The 17,727-nt window shown below is 49.0% G+C and carries 17 protein-coding genes and 1 riboswitch; of the genes, 14 read left to right on the top strand and 3 right to left on the bottom strand.

Annotated features, from left to right (window positions below):
* Positions 1–188 precede the first annotated feature (188 nt).
* On the top strand, positions 189–626 hold the full coding sequence (locus HP570_RS15560) for a hypothetical protein (RefSeq protein WP_064200310.1): 438 nt from the start codon (positions 189–191) through the stop codon (positions 624–626).
* 117 nt (positions 627–743) lie between these two features.
* On the opposite strand, the gene HP570_RS15555 is transcribed toward HP570_RS15560, so the two are convergent.
* A complete protein-coding gene (locus HP570_RS15555) occupies positions 744–1,361 on the bottom strand; it encodes a DUF3298 and DUF4163 domain-containing protein (RefSeq protein WP_015893741.1) in 618 nt (205 codons plus the stop codon).
* Between the two features lie 155 nt (positions 1,362–1,516).
* Here HP570_RS15555 and HP570_RS15550 point away from each other — a divergent pair, with 155 nt between their 5' ends.
* From HP570_RS15550 to HP570_RS15520, 7 genes are all read left to right on the top strand, one after another.
* Positions 1,517–2,992: a methyl-accepting chemotaxis protein gene (locus tag HP570_RS15550; protein WP_087341945.1), complete on the top strand. Its 1,476-nt coding sequence runs from the start codon at positions 1,517–1,519 to the stop codon at positions 2,990–2,992.
* A gap of 151 nt (positions 2,993–3,143) precedes the next feature.
* A riboswitch (SAM riboswitch) is annotated at positions 3,144–3,266 on the top strand.
* 200 nt (positions 3,267–3,466) lie between these two features.
* Entirely contained in the window at positions 3,467–4,495 is a 1,029-nt protein-coding gene (locus HP570_RS15545; RefSeq protein ID WP_173626297.1) for a BMP family lipoprotein, read from the top strand.
* A gap of 121 nt (positions 4,496–4,616) precedes the next feature.
* On the top strand, positions 4,617–6,146 hold the full coding sequence (locus HP570_RS15540; protein WP_173626296.1) for an ABC transporter ATP-binding protein: 1,530 nt from the start codon (positions 4,617–4,619) through the stop codon (positions 6,144–6,146).
* Complete coding sequence (locus HP570_RS15535) at positions 6,121–7,191, top strand: ABC transporter permease (RefSeq protein ID WP_173626295.1); 1,071 nt, start codon at positions 6,121–6,123, stop codon at positions 7,189–7,191. The genes HP570_RS15540 and HP570_RS15535 overlap by 26 nt, the downstream gene beginning before the upstream one ends.
* Positions 7,178–8,092, top strand: a complete 915-nt coding sequence (locus tag HP570_RS15530; protein WP_087341937.1) for an ABC transporter permease — start codon at positions 7,178–7,180, stop codon at positions 8,090–8,092. Before HP570_RS15535 ends, HP570_RS15530 begins: the two co-directional genes overlap by 14 nt.
* Positions 8,093–8,133: 41 nt before the next feature.
* Entirely contained in the window at positions 8,134–8,799 is a 666-nt protein-coding gene (locus HP570_RS15525; RefSeq protein WP_173626294.1) for a sulfite oxidase-like oxidoreductase, read from the top strand.
* 1 nt (position 8,800) lies between these two features.
* Positions 8,801–9,526, top strand: a complete 726-nt coding sequence (locus HP570_RS15520; RefSeq protein WP_173626293.1) for a nucleoside phosphorylase — start codon at positions 8,801–8,803, stop codon at positions 9,524–9,526.
* A 321-nt stretch (positions 9,527–9,847) separates the two neighbouring features.
* Here the strand turns inward: HP570_RS15520 and HP570_RS15515 are convergent, their stop codons facing one another.
* Together HP570_RS15515 and HP570_RS15510 are read right to left on the bottom strand one after the other, a co-directional pair.
* The gene (locus HP570_RS15515) at positions 9,848–10,174 is read right to left on the bottom strand and encodes an ArsR/SmtB family transcription factor (RefSeq protein WP_173626292.1); all 327 of its coding nucleotides are present in this window, start codon (positions 10,172–10,174) and stop codon (positions 9,848–9,850) included.
* Between the two features lie 24 nt (positions 10,175–10,198).
* A complete protein-coding gene (locus tag HP570_RS15510; RefSeq protein ID WP_173626291.1) occupies positions 10,199–11,923 on the bottom strand; it encodes a SulP family inorganic anion transporter in 1,725 nt (574 codons plus the stop codon).
* Between the two features lie 296 nt (positions 11,924–12,219).
* Between HP570_RS15510 and HP570_RS15505 the strand changes: the two genes are divergently transcribed.
* From HP570_RS15505 to HP570_RS15480, 6 genes are read left to right on the top strand one after another with little or no spacing between them, the layout of a single operon-like run.
* The gene (locus tag HP570_RS15505; protein ID WP_015893728.1) at positions 12,220–12,819 is read left to right on the top strand and encodes a glycerol-3-phosphate responsive antiterminator; all 600 of its coding nucleotides are present in this window, start codon (positions 12,220–12,222) and stop codon (positions 12,817–12,819) included.
* Positions 12,797–13,459 (top strand): HAD family hydrolase, encoded by a 663-nt coding sequence (locus HP570_RS15500; RefSeq protein WP_173626290.1) that lies wholly within the window; start codon positions 12,797–12,799, stop codon positions 13,457–13,459. The genes HP570_RS15505 and HP570_RS15500 overlap by 23 nt, the downstream gene beginning before the upstream one ends.
* A 6-nt stretch (positions 13,460–13,465) precedes the next feature.
* Positions 13,466–14,533 (top strand): ABC transporter ATP-binding protein, encoded by a 1,068-nt coding sequence (locus HP570_RS15495; protein ID WP_173626289.1) that lies wholly within the window; start codon positions 13,466–13,468, stop codon positions 14,531–14,533.
* Positions 14,533–15,489, top strand: coding sequence for a carbohydrate ABC transporter permease (locus tag HP570_RS15490; protein WP_173626288.1), 957 nt, complete (start codon positions 14,533–14,535; stop codon positions 15,487–15,489). The genes HP570_RS15495 and HP570_RS15490 overlap by 1 nt, the downstream gene beginning before the upstream one ends.
* A gap of 26 nt (positions 15,490–15,515) precedes the next feature.
* Entirely contained in the window at positions 15,516–16,343 is an 828-nt protein-coding gene (locus tag HP570_RS15485; protein WP_173626287.1) for a carbohydrate ABC transporter permease, read from the top strand.
* 32 nt (positions 16,344–16,375) lie between these two features.
* Entirely contained in the window at positions 16,376–17,704 is a 1,329-nt protein-coding gene (locus HP570_RS15480) for an ABC transporter substrate-binding protein (protein WP_173626286.1), read from the top strand.
* Positions 17,705–17,727 lie beyond the last annotated feature (23 nt).

Below are 17,727 nucleotides of genomic sequence, written 5' to 3'. Positions count from 1 at the left end.
TACTAGCAGTTCTGGACATATAAGTAAACGTTTATTCGATGGCGAAATTATGGATTTTCTGCAAACAAAATGCCCCTAGCAAGGGACACGAAAGATAAATGTTTTCTAAAAAAGTTCACTTATTGAAAAAATAACCATTGTTAAATATACTAAAAATGTAAATAAATAGATGGTGAGGAGAGTTCGAAATGAAACATTCCTTTAAAAGAATTTTGTCTTCTTGTATGGTATTGGCTGCGTTGGCAATGGGGACACAATCGGCTTTTGCTAGTGACGGATATGGAGATACGCAGGATAAGGCAGTTCCTATCAAAATTTACAAACCAATGTCGCATACTATTTCTGACAGTAATGATGTAGATTGGTACGAATATGATAATCGATCTGGACAGAGTATCAGTGTACTATTGGAATCTCCACAGAACCAAAACTATGATTTTGATTTGATCTATATTTCTGCAAACGGAAAAGTGCATGAGACATATAAACCCAATGATTTTGGACCAGGTGGATCCGATGTTCTGGGTCTCCAGATAGGTCTTGGTGATCAGGTATATATCAAGGTATACGGACACAGTGCATCTGATTTTGATAAAAATAATCCGTACAAGCTTACTATTAATTAGTAGAGAAAGTAGAAAAAGCACCCATGTGGTGCTTTCTCTTTTGCCACAAATACACCCAGGCGACTGTCATGAGAAAAGATACTTGCGCCTGGGGGTAAAAATGGCGGTACAGTGCATTTAATCCGCGGACAAGATGCTCAGTGGACCTTTTTCATTGATGATTGGCTCAAGTTCATAGACCGAAATGGGGAACATGGGGAAACCGACGTAGTAGGGCGTAATTTCGTACAACTGGAAGTAGATAACCAGTGCTTTGTCGGCGATGTAATAATCTTGATCGGGCTTAATCGAAGTAAAGCCATTAAGTGTGGGGATGTTTCTTTCTTTGATTTGACGCTTGATGTTTTCGGAAATCACCTTGACGTAATCGCTTCCTGGCTTGAATAATTCCCGCAGTGTATACAGCTTGCCTGTTTGGATATCAGCGGTGATCGAACCGAGGAAGGTCATGCCGTGAGCCATTTGCGGTGTATAGGCGTAGTTGCTCAACACAACACTGAAAATACCGCGTTCGTTTGTCTTGATTTCGTAGCTTCCTTGCATTTCTGTATTTCCCGGTACCTGGACCCGTTGTTGCTCGTGAATTAAGCCTTGAACCGTTTGATAAATCGCCCGGTTGATATCTTTTTCCGCTTGCTGGTTGGCTAATCCCGCCAATTGCGGATAGTAAATCGTGGTGTTCGGACGGCTAATCGTCCGTGTCAGCACGGTAGCTGGCAATTGATTAAGTTCCACTTTTCTCCGTTTACCTCCTGTACGCGAGAGTTGTGTAATAGCCTATTCGAAATTGTTTTTGGCTGTTCTCACTTTTTTCACAAATTTGCCAAAGGTTTGGCTATATAATGGGGAAAGAATCCGATACATAAGTAAAAAGCAAAAGGGGGGCAATTATGATTCAATTGATTCGCAATACCTTAACTGACAAAGAAGGTTTTATGATTTTTATCCTATGGAATCATTTGTGGATGGCGGGGCTCATTGCCTACCAAGTGGATGTGAACTTCTGGAAAGTGACGTCCTTGGGATTGCTGGTCACTTTAATTGTTTCGCCGTATTATTTCATTCGCAAGGATAGTCTTGTAATTCGTTACCTGGTGGCAATTGGACTCATGTTTTATGCGATTTCATTCGATCACTTTACCGATTACCAGGAGATCACCTTCCTCGCTTTTATCGTCATGGGCTTTTTAGCAGCGTATTTGGATTGGAAGCTGGTCGTAACAGCGGGAATTACCCAAATCATTGTCACGGTTATTGGGTTCTACACAGGAACCTACCAGATCTTCGATGGAGATTTTTCGGAGCTCAATTTGCTTATGCGTATTGTCACGATTCTCATGATGATGGGAGCCGTAACGTATCTCTGTCTCGCCGGACAAGCCTCTCTGCAAAAAGCGCACGACGCAAGGCAGGAAGCGGAAGAGAAGGAGCGCCGTCTGGGAGAAATGCTTTTGAACATCCAGGAAATGACGGAGCAGCTAGATCGTACAAGCGATCATGTGCATGAGCATGCGGAAGGTACGAAGCGCAATACAGATGAAATGATGGTAGCCTTCAAGGAAGTCGCCGTCGGTATGGAATCGCAGGCGAATTCTACGGTGAAGATCGAAGAAGAGGTTCAATCCATCGATCAGGAAATCGAGGCAGTCACATCGCAGACCAACGCAATGAAAACAGAATCGCAACAAAACAACCGTCGTTTGACAGAAAGCGTTCAGATGATGAACGATCTGTCCTCACAGATGGAGCAAATTGTGCAGGCAGTCAATGTAGCAGCCTCTACGATTCACCAGCTCAATCGACAGGCGAATCGCGTAGAGGAAATTGTCGGCGCTATTAATCAGATCGCGACACAAACGAATCTGTTGGCACTGAATGCGGCGATTGAATCGGCGCGTGCAGGCGAGCATGGACGGGGATTTGCTGTGGTAGCGGATGAGGTACGTAAGCTGGCAGAACAAAGCGCGACAGCCACACAGGAAATTACTGACATTCTCAAGTCGCTCCACCAGGAAAGTGAGAATGCGGTGCAGCATATGAGCAGTGGGGAAGTATCTGTTGCAAAAGGCCAAGAGCTGGCCGTAAAAACAGTGGCCTCCATTGAAGCAGTGCGTGCCGGAATGATGGCCTTCCTAGAAGCAGCTGATCAAGTAAGCTCCAGCATGGACCGGGTAAAAGTGCGTTCCGGCGAGGTTGCCATCGAGATGTCGACCATTACAGCGGTAACCGAGGAATCGGTAGCCAACTTAGAAGAGTTGTTTGCGACAGCAGAAAACCAGCATCAAAAAGTGCGTGAGATTACGGAAGAGCTGGGTGAGCTAAATACGTTGTCGCATCGCCTCCAGCAAACCTTTCACGTAAATTAGAGGTTGCGCTTCTCGCCAATTTCTAGGTGCTGAAAAGACGACTTTTTAAACTTTTATTTACTTGTAGAAGTGTTTGGAATTGAGAAAAAAGAATTGCATTTTCGAACCGTTCTGCTAGAATGAATTCCATTGTAACTAAATATATTCACCTACCTTATCAAGAGCGGCGGAGGGACTGGCCCGATGATGCCCGGCAACCACTGATCATGTCTATGCATGAACAGAAAGGTGCCAATTCCTGCAAAACCTGTACCATGGTTTTGACAGATGAGGAAGAGAACGGCTTCGTACGCAAACTCTTCCTCCGGGGAGAGTTTTTTTGTTGTATTTGTAAAAGAAGAGGAGGAATAAACGAACGATAAATTAATTTTATAAGAGAATATTCGTAAATAGTATTGAAAAAATAGGTAAAAAGCCGTACATTACCTAATAGGATAAAGAAAAACGTAAAGTTCGGATAGGGAGAGATACATCATGAAGAAGTTATTGCTGGCATTAACGACATTCGCAGTATTGGCAACAGGGTGCTCGACTGGCACAAGCGCACCGGCAGATCAGCCAGGAGGACAAGCAGCAGGACAAGAGGGCCCGGCCAAAAAGCGAATTGCTTTGATTTTGCCTGAGAAAATCGGTGTGAATCCATTCTTCCAACAAATGGACGAGGGTGCAAAGAAAGCCGCACAAGAGCTGGGCGCAGAAGTAAAAACGATCGAATCTACAGACCATGGAGCGATTGAAGAAAATCTGCGTGTGGCTGTTGCAGAAAATTATGATTTGATCATCACTTCTTCCTTTACATCAGAGGATGCATTGAAAAAAGTGGCTACCGAAAATCCTGACCGTAATTTTGCGATTATTGATACCGTAGTGGATTTGCCAAACGTTCGCAGTGTTACCTTCCGTGAGCAGGAAGCGGCTTACTTGGTGGGAGCAGCAGCAGGTCTGGCAACGAAAACGAACAAAGTAGGTATGGTTGTCGCTCTTGATATTCCGCAGTTGAAAAAATGGACGGTTGGCTTCGGAGAGGGCTTGAAAGCGACAAATCCAAAAGCAGAGCTGATGGTCAACTATGTAGGAAGCTTCACTGACCCGGCAAAAGCGAAGGAATTGGCTTTGCTCCAAGCTTCCAAAGGCGCTGATTTCATTAACGGTGCAGCAGCAGTAGGCGACCTCGGCGTTTTCGAAGCAGCGAAGGAAAAAGGCTTCTTCACAGCAGGTCAGGACGTTGACCGTACCACGATTGATCCAGAGCATATTGTTCTGTCCCAATTGAAAGGAACTGACGCGGCAGCTTATGAAACCGTGAAGACCTTTGTAGAAGGAACGTTTAAACCAGGTGTTGTGGCATACGGCTTGAAGGAAAAAGGTGTTGGTGTAACCTATGTCACACACGAAAGCAAGACGCCGCTGAATGCTTTTATTGGACAAGAAGTGGTGGATAAAGTGAAAGCGATCAGCGATGAGATTGTAGCGGGTAGCCGCAAAGTACCAGACCAGTTTTAAAAAGGTTCTCGGTACTGAACGTTTATTTATAGCTTGTGCACAGTGATGGATGTGACCGACTACGGCTGTGTAGTCGGTCTTCCATTTTCATAAAAGGACGTACAGAAATGAGGGAGTGGGAATGACCGATCGCTTGGAAATGAGGGGCATGACCAAGAAGTACGGAGATTTTACCGCCAACGACAAGGTGTCGTTCTCACTGGCAGCAGGAGAGGTCCATGCGATTGTCGGGGAAAATGGAGCGGGCAAAACGACACTGATGCGGATGCTGTACGGGATGGAGCAGCCGACGTCGGGAGAGATCGTGTTAAACGGCAAGCCAGTTGTTTTTCGCGGACCAGAGGACGCGATTCGAAATGGAATCGGGATGGTTCACCAGCACTTTATGCTCTTCGGAGAATTCAGTGTGACTGAAAATATCGTGATCGGATATGAGCCGAAGAAAGCAGGCTTTTTCAAAAGAAAGGACGCAGAGGACAAGGTGCGGGCGCTGAGTGAGCAGTATCGCATTCCGATTCATCCGCAGGCGATGGTAGCGAGTTGCTCGATTGGGGAACAGCAACGGGTCGAAATTCTGAAGGTCCTGTATCAGGGAGCGGATATTATCGTGTTGGACGAGCCGACTGCTGTCCTTGCCCCGCTGGAGGTACGCGACCTGCTGCAAACGATTCGAAACTTGGCAAAGAGCGGCAAGAGCGTCATTTTGATTACACATAAGTTGCAGGAAGTCATGGAGGTAGCCGATCGTATTACGGTACTGCGCGGGGGCAAAGTGACGAGAACGGTTTCGCGGAATGAGACAAATGCAGATGATTTGGCAAGATTGATGGTCGGACGAGAATTGCAGGAGCTAGCTGAACGAGTTCCTCTGGATAAAGGCCCCTTGTTGCAGGTGGAGAATCTTGCGGTTCGAGAAAAGCAGACCCTTCTCGATCAAGTCAGCTTTACCGTACACCACGGGGAAATCGTAGGGATCGCAGGTGTTTCCGGGAATGGACAATCCGAGCTGCTACAAGCGATCAGCGGTTTGCGAGCGGCACAGGAGGGTACGGTGCGGTTAGGTGGCAAGGATGTGACGAACAAATCAGTCGCCACCATTCGAGATGCCGGCTTGGCGCATATTCCGGAGGATCGCTACCTGTGGGGAACGGCCAAACTCTCAAGCGTCGAGGAAAATGCGCTGATGGGCTATCAGCGAAAGCCTGCTTACAACCGCCGTGGCGTCGTTTTGCGGGAGAAATTCCGCCAAGTCGTAAAAGGCTGGGTTGAACAGTTTGCCATCAAAACAGGCTCCCGACAATTGCAGGAGCTGGCAGGGAATCTGTCAGGTGGAAATTTGCAAAAGCTGATCGTAGCAAGGGAGCTGGGACATGAAACCCCGTTTTTGATTGCAGCTGAGCCTACGCGAGGGGTGGATATCGGTGCCATGGAGTACATCCATCAGGCACTGATCGAAAAGCGCAATCAGGGAGACGGGATCCTGCTCGTCTCCTCCGAGTTGTCCGAAATTCTCGCCTTGTCTGACAGAATTTTGGTCATGTATAAAGGGCGAATCGCTGGAGAGCTGTCACGCCTAGAGGCAACCGAAGAAAAAATCAGCGTGATCATGGCGGGAGGAAGCATTCATGGCAGCAATCAAAGAGCTATCTAAGTCATTGGTTCAGCCGTTCTTGGCTGTCGTCATCGGTTTGGTGACCGGGGCACTGGTTATTGCTGCCGTTGGCGAATCGATCTTGGGAACCTACCAGGAAATGTGGAAAGGGGCCTTTGGCAGTTTTTATTTCTTAACGTCTACCTTAGCGAGAGCCACACCTATCATGCTGATTGCCTTGGGTCTTTCCCTCGCATTTCGGGCAGGGGTATTCAACCTGGGGGCGGAAGGGCAAATGGTGCTGGGTGCCGTCAGTGCTGCGTTAGTCGCGATCTATTTGCCAGCGCCGGGAATGATCAAAATTGTGGCGGGTATTTTCGCGGGAATGGCGGTTGGCGGGTTCTGGGCATTGTTACCGGGCTTTATGGAAGCACGCTTTCGCATTCCGTTGCTCATCTCTACGTTGCTCTTTAACTATATTGCGGTATTGTTTGCGAGCTATCTGGTGACAGAGCCATTCCGGGATCGCTCGGGTTCTGCGGCACTGGCACAGACCGTCATGCTGGAGAAAAGCGCTTGGCTTCCGAAGCTGTTTGCGGGAATGAGCGTGCATGCAGGGTTTTTGTTTGCGATTGTTGCAGCGCTCTTGTTGTTCTGGGTCCTTCGTTTTACGCCTTTTGGCTATGAAGTGAAGATGCTGGGTCAAAACTCGCTGTTTGCTCAATACGGAGGAATTAATCGGATTCGGGTGATGCTGACAGGGATGTTTGCCAGTGGTGGATTGGCTGGCTTGGCGGGAACCGTCGAGGTAATGGGAGCGCACTATCGTTTTGTAGACGGTGCCCTGACTGTACCGGGCTTCGCCTGGACGGGCCTGATGGCAGCTCTGCTTGCGAACTCGCACCCGCTTGGCATCATTGTGACTTCGATCCTGCTTGCTGCTTTTCAGACAGGAGCCATGGGTGTAGAGCGCAATACGGATGTGCCGCTGGAGCTGGCAAGTGTTATACAAGCCGTATTGATATTGTTCATCTCCGCCAAGTTCAGCTATGACTGGTGGAAAAAGCGGAAGGCAAAAGGAGGGGAATCGCATGGAACTCTTTGATTGGTCCCTCCTCAGTTCTACCATTCGGATGGTCACGCCGATCTTGTTGGCAGCTTTGGGTGGAGCGCTCTGCGCACGTGTCGGAATTTTTAATGTGGGCTTGGAGGGATTGGTACTGGTCGGTGCCTTTTCCGCGATTGTTGGCAATCATTTTACCGGGAACCTCTTTCTGGCCGTTTTGATTGCAGCGCTGGTCAGCATCGTCTTTTCGCTCTTATTCGCGTACATGACGATCAAGCTTAGGGCGAATGAAATCGTCGTCGGCGTGGCAATTAACTTTCTCGCGCTGGGGTTGACGACATTTGCACTGCGGGCGATCTTCGGTGTCAAAGGTGCGTTTTACGATAAGGATATGGCTGGCTTGCCGACCGTCGAGATTCCTTTCATTCACGATATTCCGGTCATCGGAGGCATTGTCTCCGGTCATTCGCCACTCGTGTATTTTGCGTTTTTGGCTGCCATTCTGCTGTATGTGTTCTTTTATCGGACGGTTACGGGCTTCCGCGTCCTCGCGGTTGGTCTGAACCCCGTTGCGGCACGTAGTCTCGGTCTGAAAGTGACGGGGCTTCAGGTGCTGGCGATTGTGATGAGTGGCGCTTTGTGCGGGATTGCAGGGGCGCAGCTTTCATTGGGGCAAGTCACGATGTTTACAGAAGGGATGACGGCTGGTCGTGGCTTTATCGCATTGGTAGCGATGATGATGGGGCAGTCGCATCCACTCGGTATTTTGGCTTCGAGCCTTTTGTTCGGGTTGATGGATGCCCTTAGTATCCGTTTGCAGGGCTTTTCGCTTCCGACGCAATTTACGGCAATGCTGCCATACGTGCTGACGATTGCGGCGATGTTCTTTTTGAAGAACAAGAGTCAGATCGGCAGCGATAATCAGCAGAGCACCCGTTAAACATAGACCATATAGACAGCGGAGACAGGGGGAAATGCGATATGAACAAGGCAGATCGGATCAAAAAAATGAAAGTACCCGCCCCAGTGGAACCGGGACTCGCCAGACGACTTCCGCCGGGACAAATCCTGACAGAGCGTTTTCCCATTTTGCATGAGGGGGACGTGCCGGTGTATGACATGAACGAATGGACGCTGCGTGTTTTCGGGGAAGTAGACCGGGAAGTGACGCTCTCCTACGACGAGATCATGGCGATGCCGCAGGTGACAGTGACGAGCGACATTCACTGCGTGACGCGCTGGTCCCGTTTTGACAATGCGTTTACAGGCGTGCGTTTTCGTGATTTTTTACAGGCGATTGGCGTGACTCCGCAGGCGAACTTCGTCATGCTGCACGGTGATCACGACTATACCGCCAATGTGCCGCTTGCTGATCTGGAGCGTGATGATGTGTTGCTGGCTCACTCCTTTGACGGAGAACGACTGACGGACAAGCACGGCTGGCCGCTTCGCCTGGTTGTTCCACATTTGTATTTCTGGAAAAGCGTGAAGTGGATCAGAGGAATTGAATTTATGACGGAAAACAAGCCCGGCTTCTGGGAGCAAAATGGTTTTCACTTGATCGCAGACCCGTTCCGCGAAGAGCGGTTCTCCGGTGAAGCATTGCCGATCCCAGAGGATGAGTGGGAGAAAAAGGAGTTCGATTGAGATGTTGACAAATCTAAAGGTAGATCCAGAACAACTGCCCAAGCGCATCATCGTGTGCGGTGATCCAAAACGTGCGGCCTTGATTGCATCGAAACTCGATGATCAGCGTCAAATCGGGGAAAACCGTGAGTATCACAGCTATGCGGGTACGTGGAGAGGCGTCGAGGTAGCGGTTGTGAGCCATGGGGTAGGCGCACCGGGAGCAGCCGTATGCTTCGAGGAGCTGGCGAAGGGCGGCGTTCAGGTCATCATTCGCGTAGGAACTGCCGGGTCATACCAAAAGGAAATTGAGACAGGTAGCCTCGTCATCAGCTCCGCGGCAGTTCGCCAAGACGGCTTGACCAGTCAGTTGGTTCCGGCGGGCTTCCCGGCTGTTGCCAATCGCCATGTCGTGGACGCGCTCGTACAAGCAGCGGGAGCAAATGCATCAGACTTGAAAGTATTCGAAGGAATCACGCTGACACTCGATGTCTTTTACAGTGGGGTGTTGGAATTTCCGCACAAGCTATACCAAAAAGCTGGCGTTTTGGCCGTCGAAATGGAAAACACCGCCCTGTTCGTGATTGCGGCGCTTCGCGGAATGAAGGCAGGCTCTATTTTGGCGATTGACGGATATGCCGATGCAGACTTGCTCGAATCGTATAATCCGCACACCGATGTGATGGCAAAAGCCATTGAAGCAGAAGCGTTGATCGCATTGGATGCGGTTATTACGGTTTCCCAGTAACAATAGGTAAGCCCAGGACGATTACGGGTCCTGGGCTTTTTTGTATTTTTAAAAGGCATCGATGAACCAACAAAGCTGGCGAGAAGAAAAAGCACAGAGCTCGTAGACCTTGACATCGCCAACCCAGTCGGAACTTCAAAAAGGGGACCCGCTTGTCGAACACTTCTTCCTTGAGAAACTTCCGCCCGGTAGGGTGGCTTTGGCTCGACGGTCCCCTTTTTGAAGTGTAGACGGCCAGTGAATCCCCCTTGCGGGCGTGTCAGAGTCGAAGAGAACTGTGCTTTTTCTTCTCCTCCCCTATGTTGACTCAAACCAAAGTGATCATTCCTCGTTAAAACGATCCAACATAGAAATCGTATCAATCAAGTGATTGTTAAAAATTTGTCTCGCCACACTCAATAGCTCGATGATCATCGGATCACGCAGCGAGTAGGTGACTTTGTTTCCGTCCTTCGTTCCGTACACGATATTGTTGTTCCGCAAAATGGCCAGCTGTTGGGAAACAGCGGAGCCTTCACTCCCGATGAGAGTCTGAAGCTCGTTTACATTCCTATCTCCTTCCGCCAGCAGCTCCAAAATCCGAATCCGCAGGGGATGACCCAACGCCTTGAAAAAATTCGCTTTAAATTGCTGTAGTTCCAAATTCAATGATAGGTTCCTCCGATCGTAACATCATGTGGAAGTTTCAGTAGGAGCGGACAGGCGCGTGCATTCGCGAAAGGCAAAATGCTTGCATCCGAGGCACTTCCCTGTGTCTAGTAAACTGAGGGCATACGCTATCGCGTCCCCAGTATGAGCAAAAAAGTGAGCTTCGCCTACGAGGCCATATAGTCCCGTACGCTGCAAGATTTTCTTAGGGCCAGATTGGATTCCGGAGATAAGGACTGTTGTGCCTTGGTCCATGCATTGTTTCACAATCCTGGACAAATTCGCTTCCCCTGTCATGTCCATCAGAGGGACTTTTCCCATCCGCAGCAGCAATACCTTTGGCTGTCGCTGAAGGGTTTGAGTAAGGGAGCTTTCAAACAAGTCGGCATCCCCGAAAAAAAGTGGGCCCTCAATTGTGTAGATGCTGATTTGTGGGCAGTCATGCTCCTCGGTAACCATATGCGGCATGACTTTGTCGTGGTTAGACGAGGGATCAGGCAATACCTGAGCTACCCGCAAGCTATCGCGCGTTCGTTTGACAAACAACAGGATAGATAGTACCAATCCCACTTCAATAGCAACGGTTAAATTGGTGAAAACGGTCAAAAGGAAGGTGAGCACCAGTACAAGAGAATCGCTCGTCTTCACTTTGACGATGTAGGCAAATTCCTTGCGCTCACTCATATTCCAGGCAACCAGCATCAAGATCGGCGCCATACTCGCCAACGGAATATGCGAGGCGTAAGGGGCGAACAGCACGAGGATGAGCAAAACGACCAGACCATGAATGATGCCAGACATGGGGGAGGTTGCCCCGGTTCGAATGTTGGTGGCTGTTCTCGCAATCGCGCCAGTAGCAGGAATTCCCCCAAATAACGGGGTCAAGATATTGGCAATGCCTTGGCCGATTAATTCCCGATTGCTGTTGTGGCGACTCCGTGTCATCCCATCGGCGACGACGGCAGATAATAAAGACTCTATCGCTCCTAGTATAGCAATGATCAGGGCTGGACTCAGTAACTTTTGGACACGTTCCCATGTGATTTCAGGAAAATGAAAGCCGGGTAATGTACTCGGTATCTCTCCAAAGGTGGAGCCAATCGTCGCTACCTTTCCTTCTAAAAAGAGGACAGAAACGACACTGGAGACTACGAGTCCAACGAGAGAGGCCGGTATACTTCGGAAGAATCGGGGAGTCACCAAAATAAGGGCGAGACTCAAAATAGCGATGGCTACGCTGTATAGATTAATTGTGTTCAGATGAAGAATGATTTCCCCCATGTTGGACAGAAAATCTTCATGTCTTTGCAACTGCTCCAGTCCGAGAAAGTTGGCAATTTGACCGGAGAAGATGATAACGGCAATCCCCGAAGTAAATCCGATGATGACGGGGCGCGGAATGAATTTGATCAGTCCTCCCAGCCGTAGAACCCCCATGAGAACAAGGAGAATCCCTGCCATGAAGCCAGCGAGGAGCAAGTCTGCATAACCATATTGCATGACGATTGCAAATAATATCGGGATAAAAGCACCAGTAGGTCCACCGATTTGATAGCGGGAACCGCCAAATAGAGAAATCAAAATCCCGGCGATAAAGGTCGTGTAAATTCCGTACTCAGGCTTTACTCCGGAGGCGATAGCAAATGCCATCCCCAATGGTATCGCGATAATACCGACGATTACCCCTGATACACAGTCTTTTCGAAAGGAAACGAGATTGTAGCCTTCGAATCTTGGTGCCCACTTCATGATTGCAACCCTTCTTTTCGTATTTTCGAATATTTGATTATTTGAATATAGATGGATCATACATCCGCTCTTCCATTCCGTCAATTCCATCCTTACATGAACTTTTCCGTTTATTAACATTCCCTTCAAGATTCCTTAACGCTCGTACAGTACCATTCAAAGTAACAAGTGAACACATCCCTTCGGTTGGAGCCATGGAGAAACCCCCGACAGCCTTTCCAAGCACTTTCATCGAGAGTTCTTTGGCATTGTCATGTCGCAGGGTTTTTTGTCTTGGGCATAAGGAGGCGTAACGAGTGAACCGGGAACAGTTTCGTGCAAGACTGGCACAGTACAAGCTAATCGCTTCTGTAAAAGAAGCGAAGCACCTGGAAAAAGCGGCAGAGGCAAATTTGAGTGCTGCGGTACTCTCGATTGGCAACATTGGTGTGATTAAAGGCTACGTGGATTATTTTAAGGCGAAAAATATCCCTGTATTTCTTCATTTGGAGCGGATTGGCGGAATCAGTCATGACAGGGAAGGCATTGCATTTCTGGGGCATTACGTTAAGCCAGACGGGATCGTCACTACGCGCAACACACTGGTCAAGCTGGCGAAAAAGCAAGGCCTGCTGACGATTCAGCGTTTGTTTTTGGTCGATAGCGACTCGATTAAATCAGGCCTAACCTCCCTGCAAGATACACAGCCTGACGCTGTTGAGCTGATGCCTGGTTTGCTGCCGGAGTTTATCGAAGAATTTCGAAGTGTGATCGATACCCCGATCATTTCTGGCGGGCTAATTCGCAAGCGGGAACAGATGGAGGAAGTATTAAAGCATGGAGCGACAGCTGTTTCAGTCGGAAGTCCCCTGCTGTGGAAGGAGTGTAAGAACCTTGATTCAAGCGTTGTTATTTGATTTGGACGGGACCTTGCTGGACAGTCGGGATGCGGTCGTGGATGCCGTTGCTTTTACGGCTGAGCAGTACGCACCGGGACATTTTAGCAGGGAAGAGCTTCTCGCCCGTTTTGGAGAATCGTTTGATGATTTTTTGGCGGCCGTTGCTACAGCAGCAGGCGTTCCTGACAAAAAGGAAGTGCTGCAGAGATACTTCGCCTATGTACGGGAGCATCATGAAGAACACGTCAAACTGTTTCCGTTTGTCCGCGAAGGGTTGGAAAAGCTAAAGGCGGCGGGCTTTGCAATGGCGATCGTCACGAACAAGCAACGGGAGTTTACATTGGCTGGTCTGGAGATGGCGGGGATTGAGCATCTGTTTGAGGCAATCGTCACCGTCGATGATGTATCGCGAGGCAAGCCGTCGGCTGAGTCTGTACAAAAAGCGCTGGGAGCGCTAAGCAAACGTCCCGAGCAAGCCATGATGATCGGTGACAGTCGCTATGATGTACTGGCTGCGGTAGGAGCGGGTGTGCAATCTGTCGTGCTGGAGTGGTACGGACAAGAGAAATGGCCCTACGCTTCTCCGGATTACCGCTACGCCGATTTCGAGACATTTGTTACGGAGATGCTGGCCGCAAAGGCACAAGGAGGGAAATAAAAGCAGATGGCACGTGTGGTGTTGGAGAAGGTAACGAAAGCCTTTCAGAATCAAAGTGTGGTCAAAGGATTAGATTTGGTCATTCCAGACGGCTCCTTTACGGTTCTGGTAGGTCCGTCCGGCTGTGGGAAATCAACCACACTCAGGATGATTGCTGGCTTGGAAACAGTGACGGACGGCAAAATCATAATCGGTGATCAAACGGTGAACCAATTGCCACCTGGCAAGCGTGATATTGCGATGGTTTTTCAAAATTACGCTCTCTACCCAACAATGAACGTGTACGACAATATCGCCTATGGCTTGAGAAACCGAGGAACGTCGAAAAAGGAATGTCAGGTGCTAGTAGAGGAGATCGCGGAAATCGTCGGGCTAACCGATTATCTCAAACGCAAGCCTTCTCAGCTCTCCGGTGGTCAAAGGCAACGTGTTGCACTCGCGCGGGCCATGGTGAAAAAGCCAAAGGTCTTCCTGATGGACGAACCGCTCTCCAATCTCGATGCGAAGCTGCGAAATCAGATGCGTGTGGAATTGACGAGCCTGCACAAGCAGCTCGGTAGCACCTTCATCTACGTGACGCATGATCAGGTCGAGGCGATGACCATGGGCGATCAGATCGTCGTCATGAATGACGGTCACATTATGCAAGTAGCGACCCCGATGGATTTGTATCAGGAGCCGGAAAATCTGTTTGTTGCCCAATTTATCGGTTCTCCGCCGATGAATATTGTTTCTGCGGAGGGCAAGAGTGAGCACGTATGGGGATTCCGCCCGGAAAAAGCAGTGTTGTTGCCTGCTGCTGTCAATGCCATCACGAGCGAAGAGATGTGGAACGCACGGGGTCAGGTCGTATCCAGGGAAATTCTCGGCTCAGACACGCTCCTTCACGTGGAGACGGAAAAAGGCAGGGTCATCGTCAAAGCGGACTCGGAGGTCGCGATGCAGGTCGGCTCCTCAGTCACGGTCACTGTACCGTGGGAGTACATCTATGTGTTCGAAAAAGGGAGCGGAAAACGAGTAGGTCGCATGAGTGGACGAGTGCCTGTATCGACACGCGCAGGAGGGGATAACTGATGCGAAAGGCGGCAACTGTACAGGAGTTGCCGGGTGTAAGCCAGTCAAGAAAAGAAGTGAGTTCACAGGCATCTGCATGGTCTGACCTCGCATCCCGGCTGCGTCCGTACTTGTATCTGGCACCCGCATTGATTTGCTTTGTCCTGTTCTTCTTTTACCCGATTGGCTCGATCATTTATTTGAGCTTTCAGGACTGGTCATTGATCAATTTGGAGCAAATGGAATGGGTAGGCTTGCAAAACTATCAGGACTTGATGGTGGACGGAGATTTTCATCAAGTATTGGGGAATACCGCGGTCTTTACCATTGCGACAGTGGGGATCGGCTTGACGCTATCCTTCCTGCTCGCCCTGTGGCTGAACAAAAAGGCAAAGGTGTACGGCATTATTCAGGCGACTGTTTTTAGTCCTCACATCATTTCGCTGGTATCTGTCTCGATGCTGTGGATGTGGCTGATGGACCCGCAGTTTGGCCTGTTGAACGCAGGACTGGAAGCGGTCGGATTGCCTGCGTATACGTGGCTGACTGATCCGAAAAGCTCCTTGCTGTCACTGATTATCGTCAGCATTTGGAAAGGTGTCGGCTATAACACGCTCATTTTCATCGCAGGATTGCAAAGCATTCCGGGCGATATATACGAGGCAGCAGCGCTCGATCAATCGCCGTGGTGGCGGACGCTGAGACGAATTACGATACCGATGCTGTCGCCGACCATTTTCTTTTTGCTCATTATCAATACGATCTCATCCTTCCAAGCGTTTGACACGATTGCCATTATGACGCAGGGTGGTCCAATCAATAGTACGAACATGCTTGTCTACTACATTTACGAGCAGGGCATGGACTTCTACAATGGCGGGATTGCTTCGGCTGCCTCTGTCATTTTGCTGATACTAGTAGGGATTTTAACAGCTGTACATTTCTTGGTGATGTCCAAGCGCGTGCATTATCGCTGATGAACTCGTGAGAAAGGAGGAGCAGCATGTATCGAGTGGTTTTGGCTTCACGCAAGACTGTAGAATGGATTGGACTTTTGCTCGTAGCTTTCCTGTTTGTGTTCCCGTTTCTGTGGATGGCATCGACGGCCTTCAAAACGATGCGGGAGGTACTGCAATTTCCCCCGACGCTTTTGCCTGAGACGTGGGAGTGGAGCAACTTCGCCCAAGCCTGGGAATCTGGTCCGTTCCTTATGTATACGTGGAACAGCATTCTGGTTGCCGTAGGGATATTGATCCTGCAATTTTTAACGGCGGTACCTGCGGCTTACGCTTTTGCACGCTATAAGTTTCCCGGTCGCAATCTGTTGTTTGGTCTAGTTTTGATTGTCTTGATGATTCCCGGACAAGTCATCTTTTTGCCAATCTACGTGCAATTGAGCGGTTGGGGACTCGTCAACACGCTGTGGTCGCTCATCCTGCCGTACGCAGCCAGTGCTTTTGGAATCTTCCTACTCAGGCAAGCATTCATGCAGGTTCCCGATGAAGTGATTGAGGCAGCACGTCTGGATAACGCGTCCGAATGGAAGATCATGTGGACGATCATGGTGCCGATGGCGAAGCCGGTGCTGGTCACTTTTGGACTATTTAGCTTTATTTATCACTGGAACGACTATTTCTGGCCGCTGATTATGACCAACAGCGACGAGGTGCGCACCTTGCCGATCGGAATATCGAGCTTGCACATGTCCGACGGTGGAACCTTGTGGAACGTCATGATGGCAGGCAACATGATCCTCATTCTACCGATTCTCGTGATTTTCTTCGTGGCACAACGGCATATTATCAAAGCGTTCATCTATCAATCCAAATAATAAAAGTGAGCTCTTAGGGAGGAAATCAAACCATGTTTTCATTGAAAAGAACTGGAACGATTCTATGTGCATTGACTATCGGTTTGTCAGGAGTATTGGCTGGATGCGGATCATCTAGCAAAGAACAGTCTGCTAGTACAGGTAGCACTTCTCAGCCTGCAGCGTCTACAGCATCCAGTGGCCCTGTCCAAATTGATTTCTGGTATGCGTTGGGTGGCGTTCGTGGGAAAACCATCGAGGATATGGTCAAAAAATTCAATGAAACACATAAAGATATTATCGTCAAACCAGCCTACCAAGGGGCGTATCAAGAGAACCATTCCAAAGTATTGGCATCTGTAGCAGCGAACAATAATCCAGATGTCACGATGGTCGAGATCGCTTCGATCGCGGCATTTGCAGATGCAAAGGTTTTGGAAGATTTGACACCTTACTCCCAAGGGGATGAAAAGAAGTACATTCCAGGTCTCATGAAAAACTCTTATTGGAATGACAAACTGTACGCAGTACCATTTAACCGCTCCACTCCACTGCTGTACATCAACCGCGATATGTTAAAAGAAGCAGGGCTTGATTCGAACGGTCCGAAAACATGGGATGAGCTCGTCAGCTTCTCGCAAAAGCTGAGCAAAAAAGAAGGAGACAAAATTACCCGGTACGGCTTCTCTACACCAGTTGATATTTGGTTCTACGAAGCGCTCGTTTTCCAAGGCGGGGGCAGCATCCTGAGTGAGAACGGCAAAGAGCTGACGATCAACAACGAAGCAGGAAAAGCACCACTTGAGCTCTGGTCCAAAATGGTGAAGGAAGGCATCATGAAAAACCCTCCAGGAGAAAACTACAATGCGTGGGATGTAGCGGAGCAAGACTTCTTGAATCAAAAAGTAGGCATGATTTTTACATCGACAGGCTCCTTGACGGAATTGAAGAAAAATGCCAAATTTGACATGGGTGCAGCCTTCCTTCCGGCCAATAAAAACTTTGGTACGCCAACGGGCGGCGCGAATCTCGTGATGCTGGCGAAGTCGACTGACGCAGAGAAAAAGGCAGCGTGGGAATTCATGAAGTGGATGACCGATACCGAGCAAACGGTTCCGTGGTCGATCGCTTCCGGTTATATGCCTGTTACGACAGAAGCAATTGATTCGGCTGAAATGAAGGCATTCTATGAAAAAGATCCAAACTTCAAGGTCGCGGTAGATCAGCTGCAATACGGCTATCCTCGTCCAATGGCTCCAGGCTACAAAGAATTGCAGGATGTGATTCAAAAAGAACTGCAACGTGCGATGCTTGGCCAAGCGACAGTAGATGAAGCGATGCAGACGGCAACGGAAAAAGGCAGCAAGCTTTTGAAAAAATAATAGAAACGAAATGATAGAGGAGC

The sequence above is a fragment of the Brevibacillus sp. RS1.1 genome (genome assembly GCF_013284365.1).
Taxonomy (GTDB): domain Bacteria; phylum Bacillota; class Bacilli; order Brevibacillales; family Brevibacillaceae; genus Brevibacillus; species Brevibacillus brevis_D.
The sequence above is the reverse complement of the archived record's forward strand: the minus strand, read 5'-3'. Positions and strand labels throughout refer to the sequence as shown.

What these genes read in the sequence shown, in the direction of transcription:
- HP570_RS15490 (WP_173626288.1), top strand. Translation starts at nt 14,533, where the DNA reads ATGCGAAAGGCGGCAACTGTACAGGAGTTGCCGGGTGTAAGCCAGTCA.
- HP570_RS15485 (WP_173626287.1), top strand. Translation starts at nt 15,516, where the DNA reads ATGTATCGAGTGGTTTTGGCTTCACGCAAGACTGTAGAATGGATTGGA.
- HP570_RS15480 (WP_173626286.1), top strand. Translation starts at nt 16,376, where the DNA reads ATGTTTTCATTGAAAAGAACTGGAACGATTCTATGTGCATTGACTATC.
- HP570_RS15540 (WP_173626296.1), top strand. Translation starts at nt 4,617, where the DNA reads ATGACCGATCGCTTGGAAATGAGGGGCATGACCAAGAAGTACGGAGAT.
- HP570_RS15495 (WP_173626289.1), top strand. Translation starts at nt 13,466, where the DNA reads ATGGCACGTGTGGTGTTGGAGAAGGTAACGAAAGCCTTTCAGAATCAA.
- HP570_RS15520 (WP_173626293.1), top strand. Translation starts at nt 8,801, where the DNA reads ATGTTGACAAATCTAAAGGTAGATCCAGAACAACTGCCCAAGCGCATC.
- HP570_RS15535 (WP_173626295.1), top strand. Translation starts at nt 6,121, where the DNA reads ATGGCAGCAATCAAAGAGCTATCTAAGTCATTGGTTCAGCCGTTCTTG.
- HP570_RS15530 (WP_087341937.1), top strand. Translation starts at nt 7,178, where the DNA reads ATGGAACTCTTTGATTGGTCCCTCCTCAGTTCTACCATTCGGATGGTC.
- HP570_RS15525 (WP_173626294.1), top strand. Translation starts at nt 8,134, where the DNA reads ATGAACAAGGCAGATCGGATCAAAAAAATGAAAGTACCCGCCCCAGTG.
- HP570_RS15510 (WP_173626291.1), bottom strand. Translation starts at nt 11,923, where the DNA reads ATGAAGTGGGCACCAAGATTCGAAGGCTACAATCTCGTTTCCTTTCGA.
- HP570_RS15560 (WP_064200310.1), top strand. Translation starts at nt 189, where the DNA reads ATGAAACATTCCTTTAAAAGAATTTTGTCTTCTTGTATGGTATTGGCT.
- HP570_RS15550 (WP_087341945.1), top strand. Translation starts at nt 1,517, where the DNA reads ATGATTCAATTGATTCGCAATACCTTAACTGACAAAGAAGGTTTTATG.
- HP570_RS15545 (WP_173626297.1), top strand. Translation starts at nt 3,467, where the DNA reads ATGAAGAAGTTATTGCTGGCATTAACGACATTCGCAGTATTGGCAACA.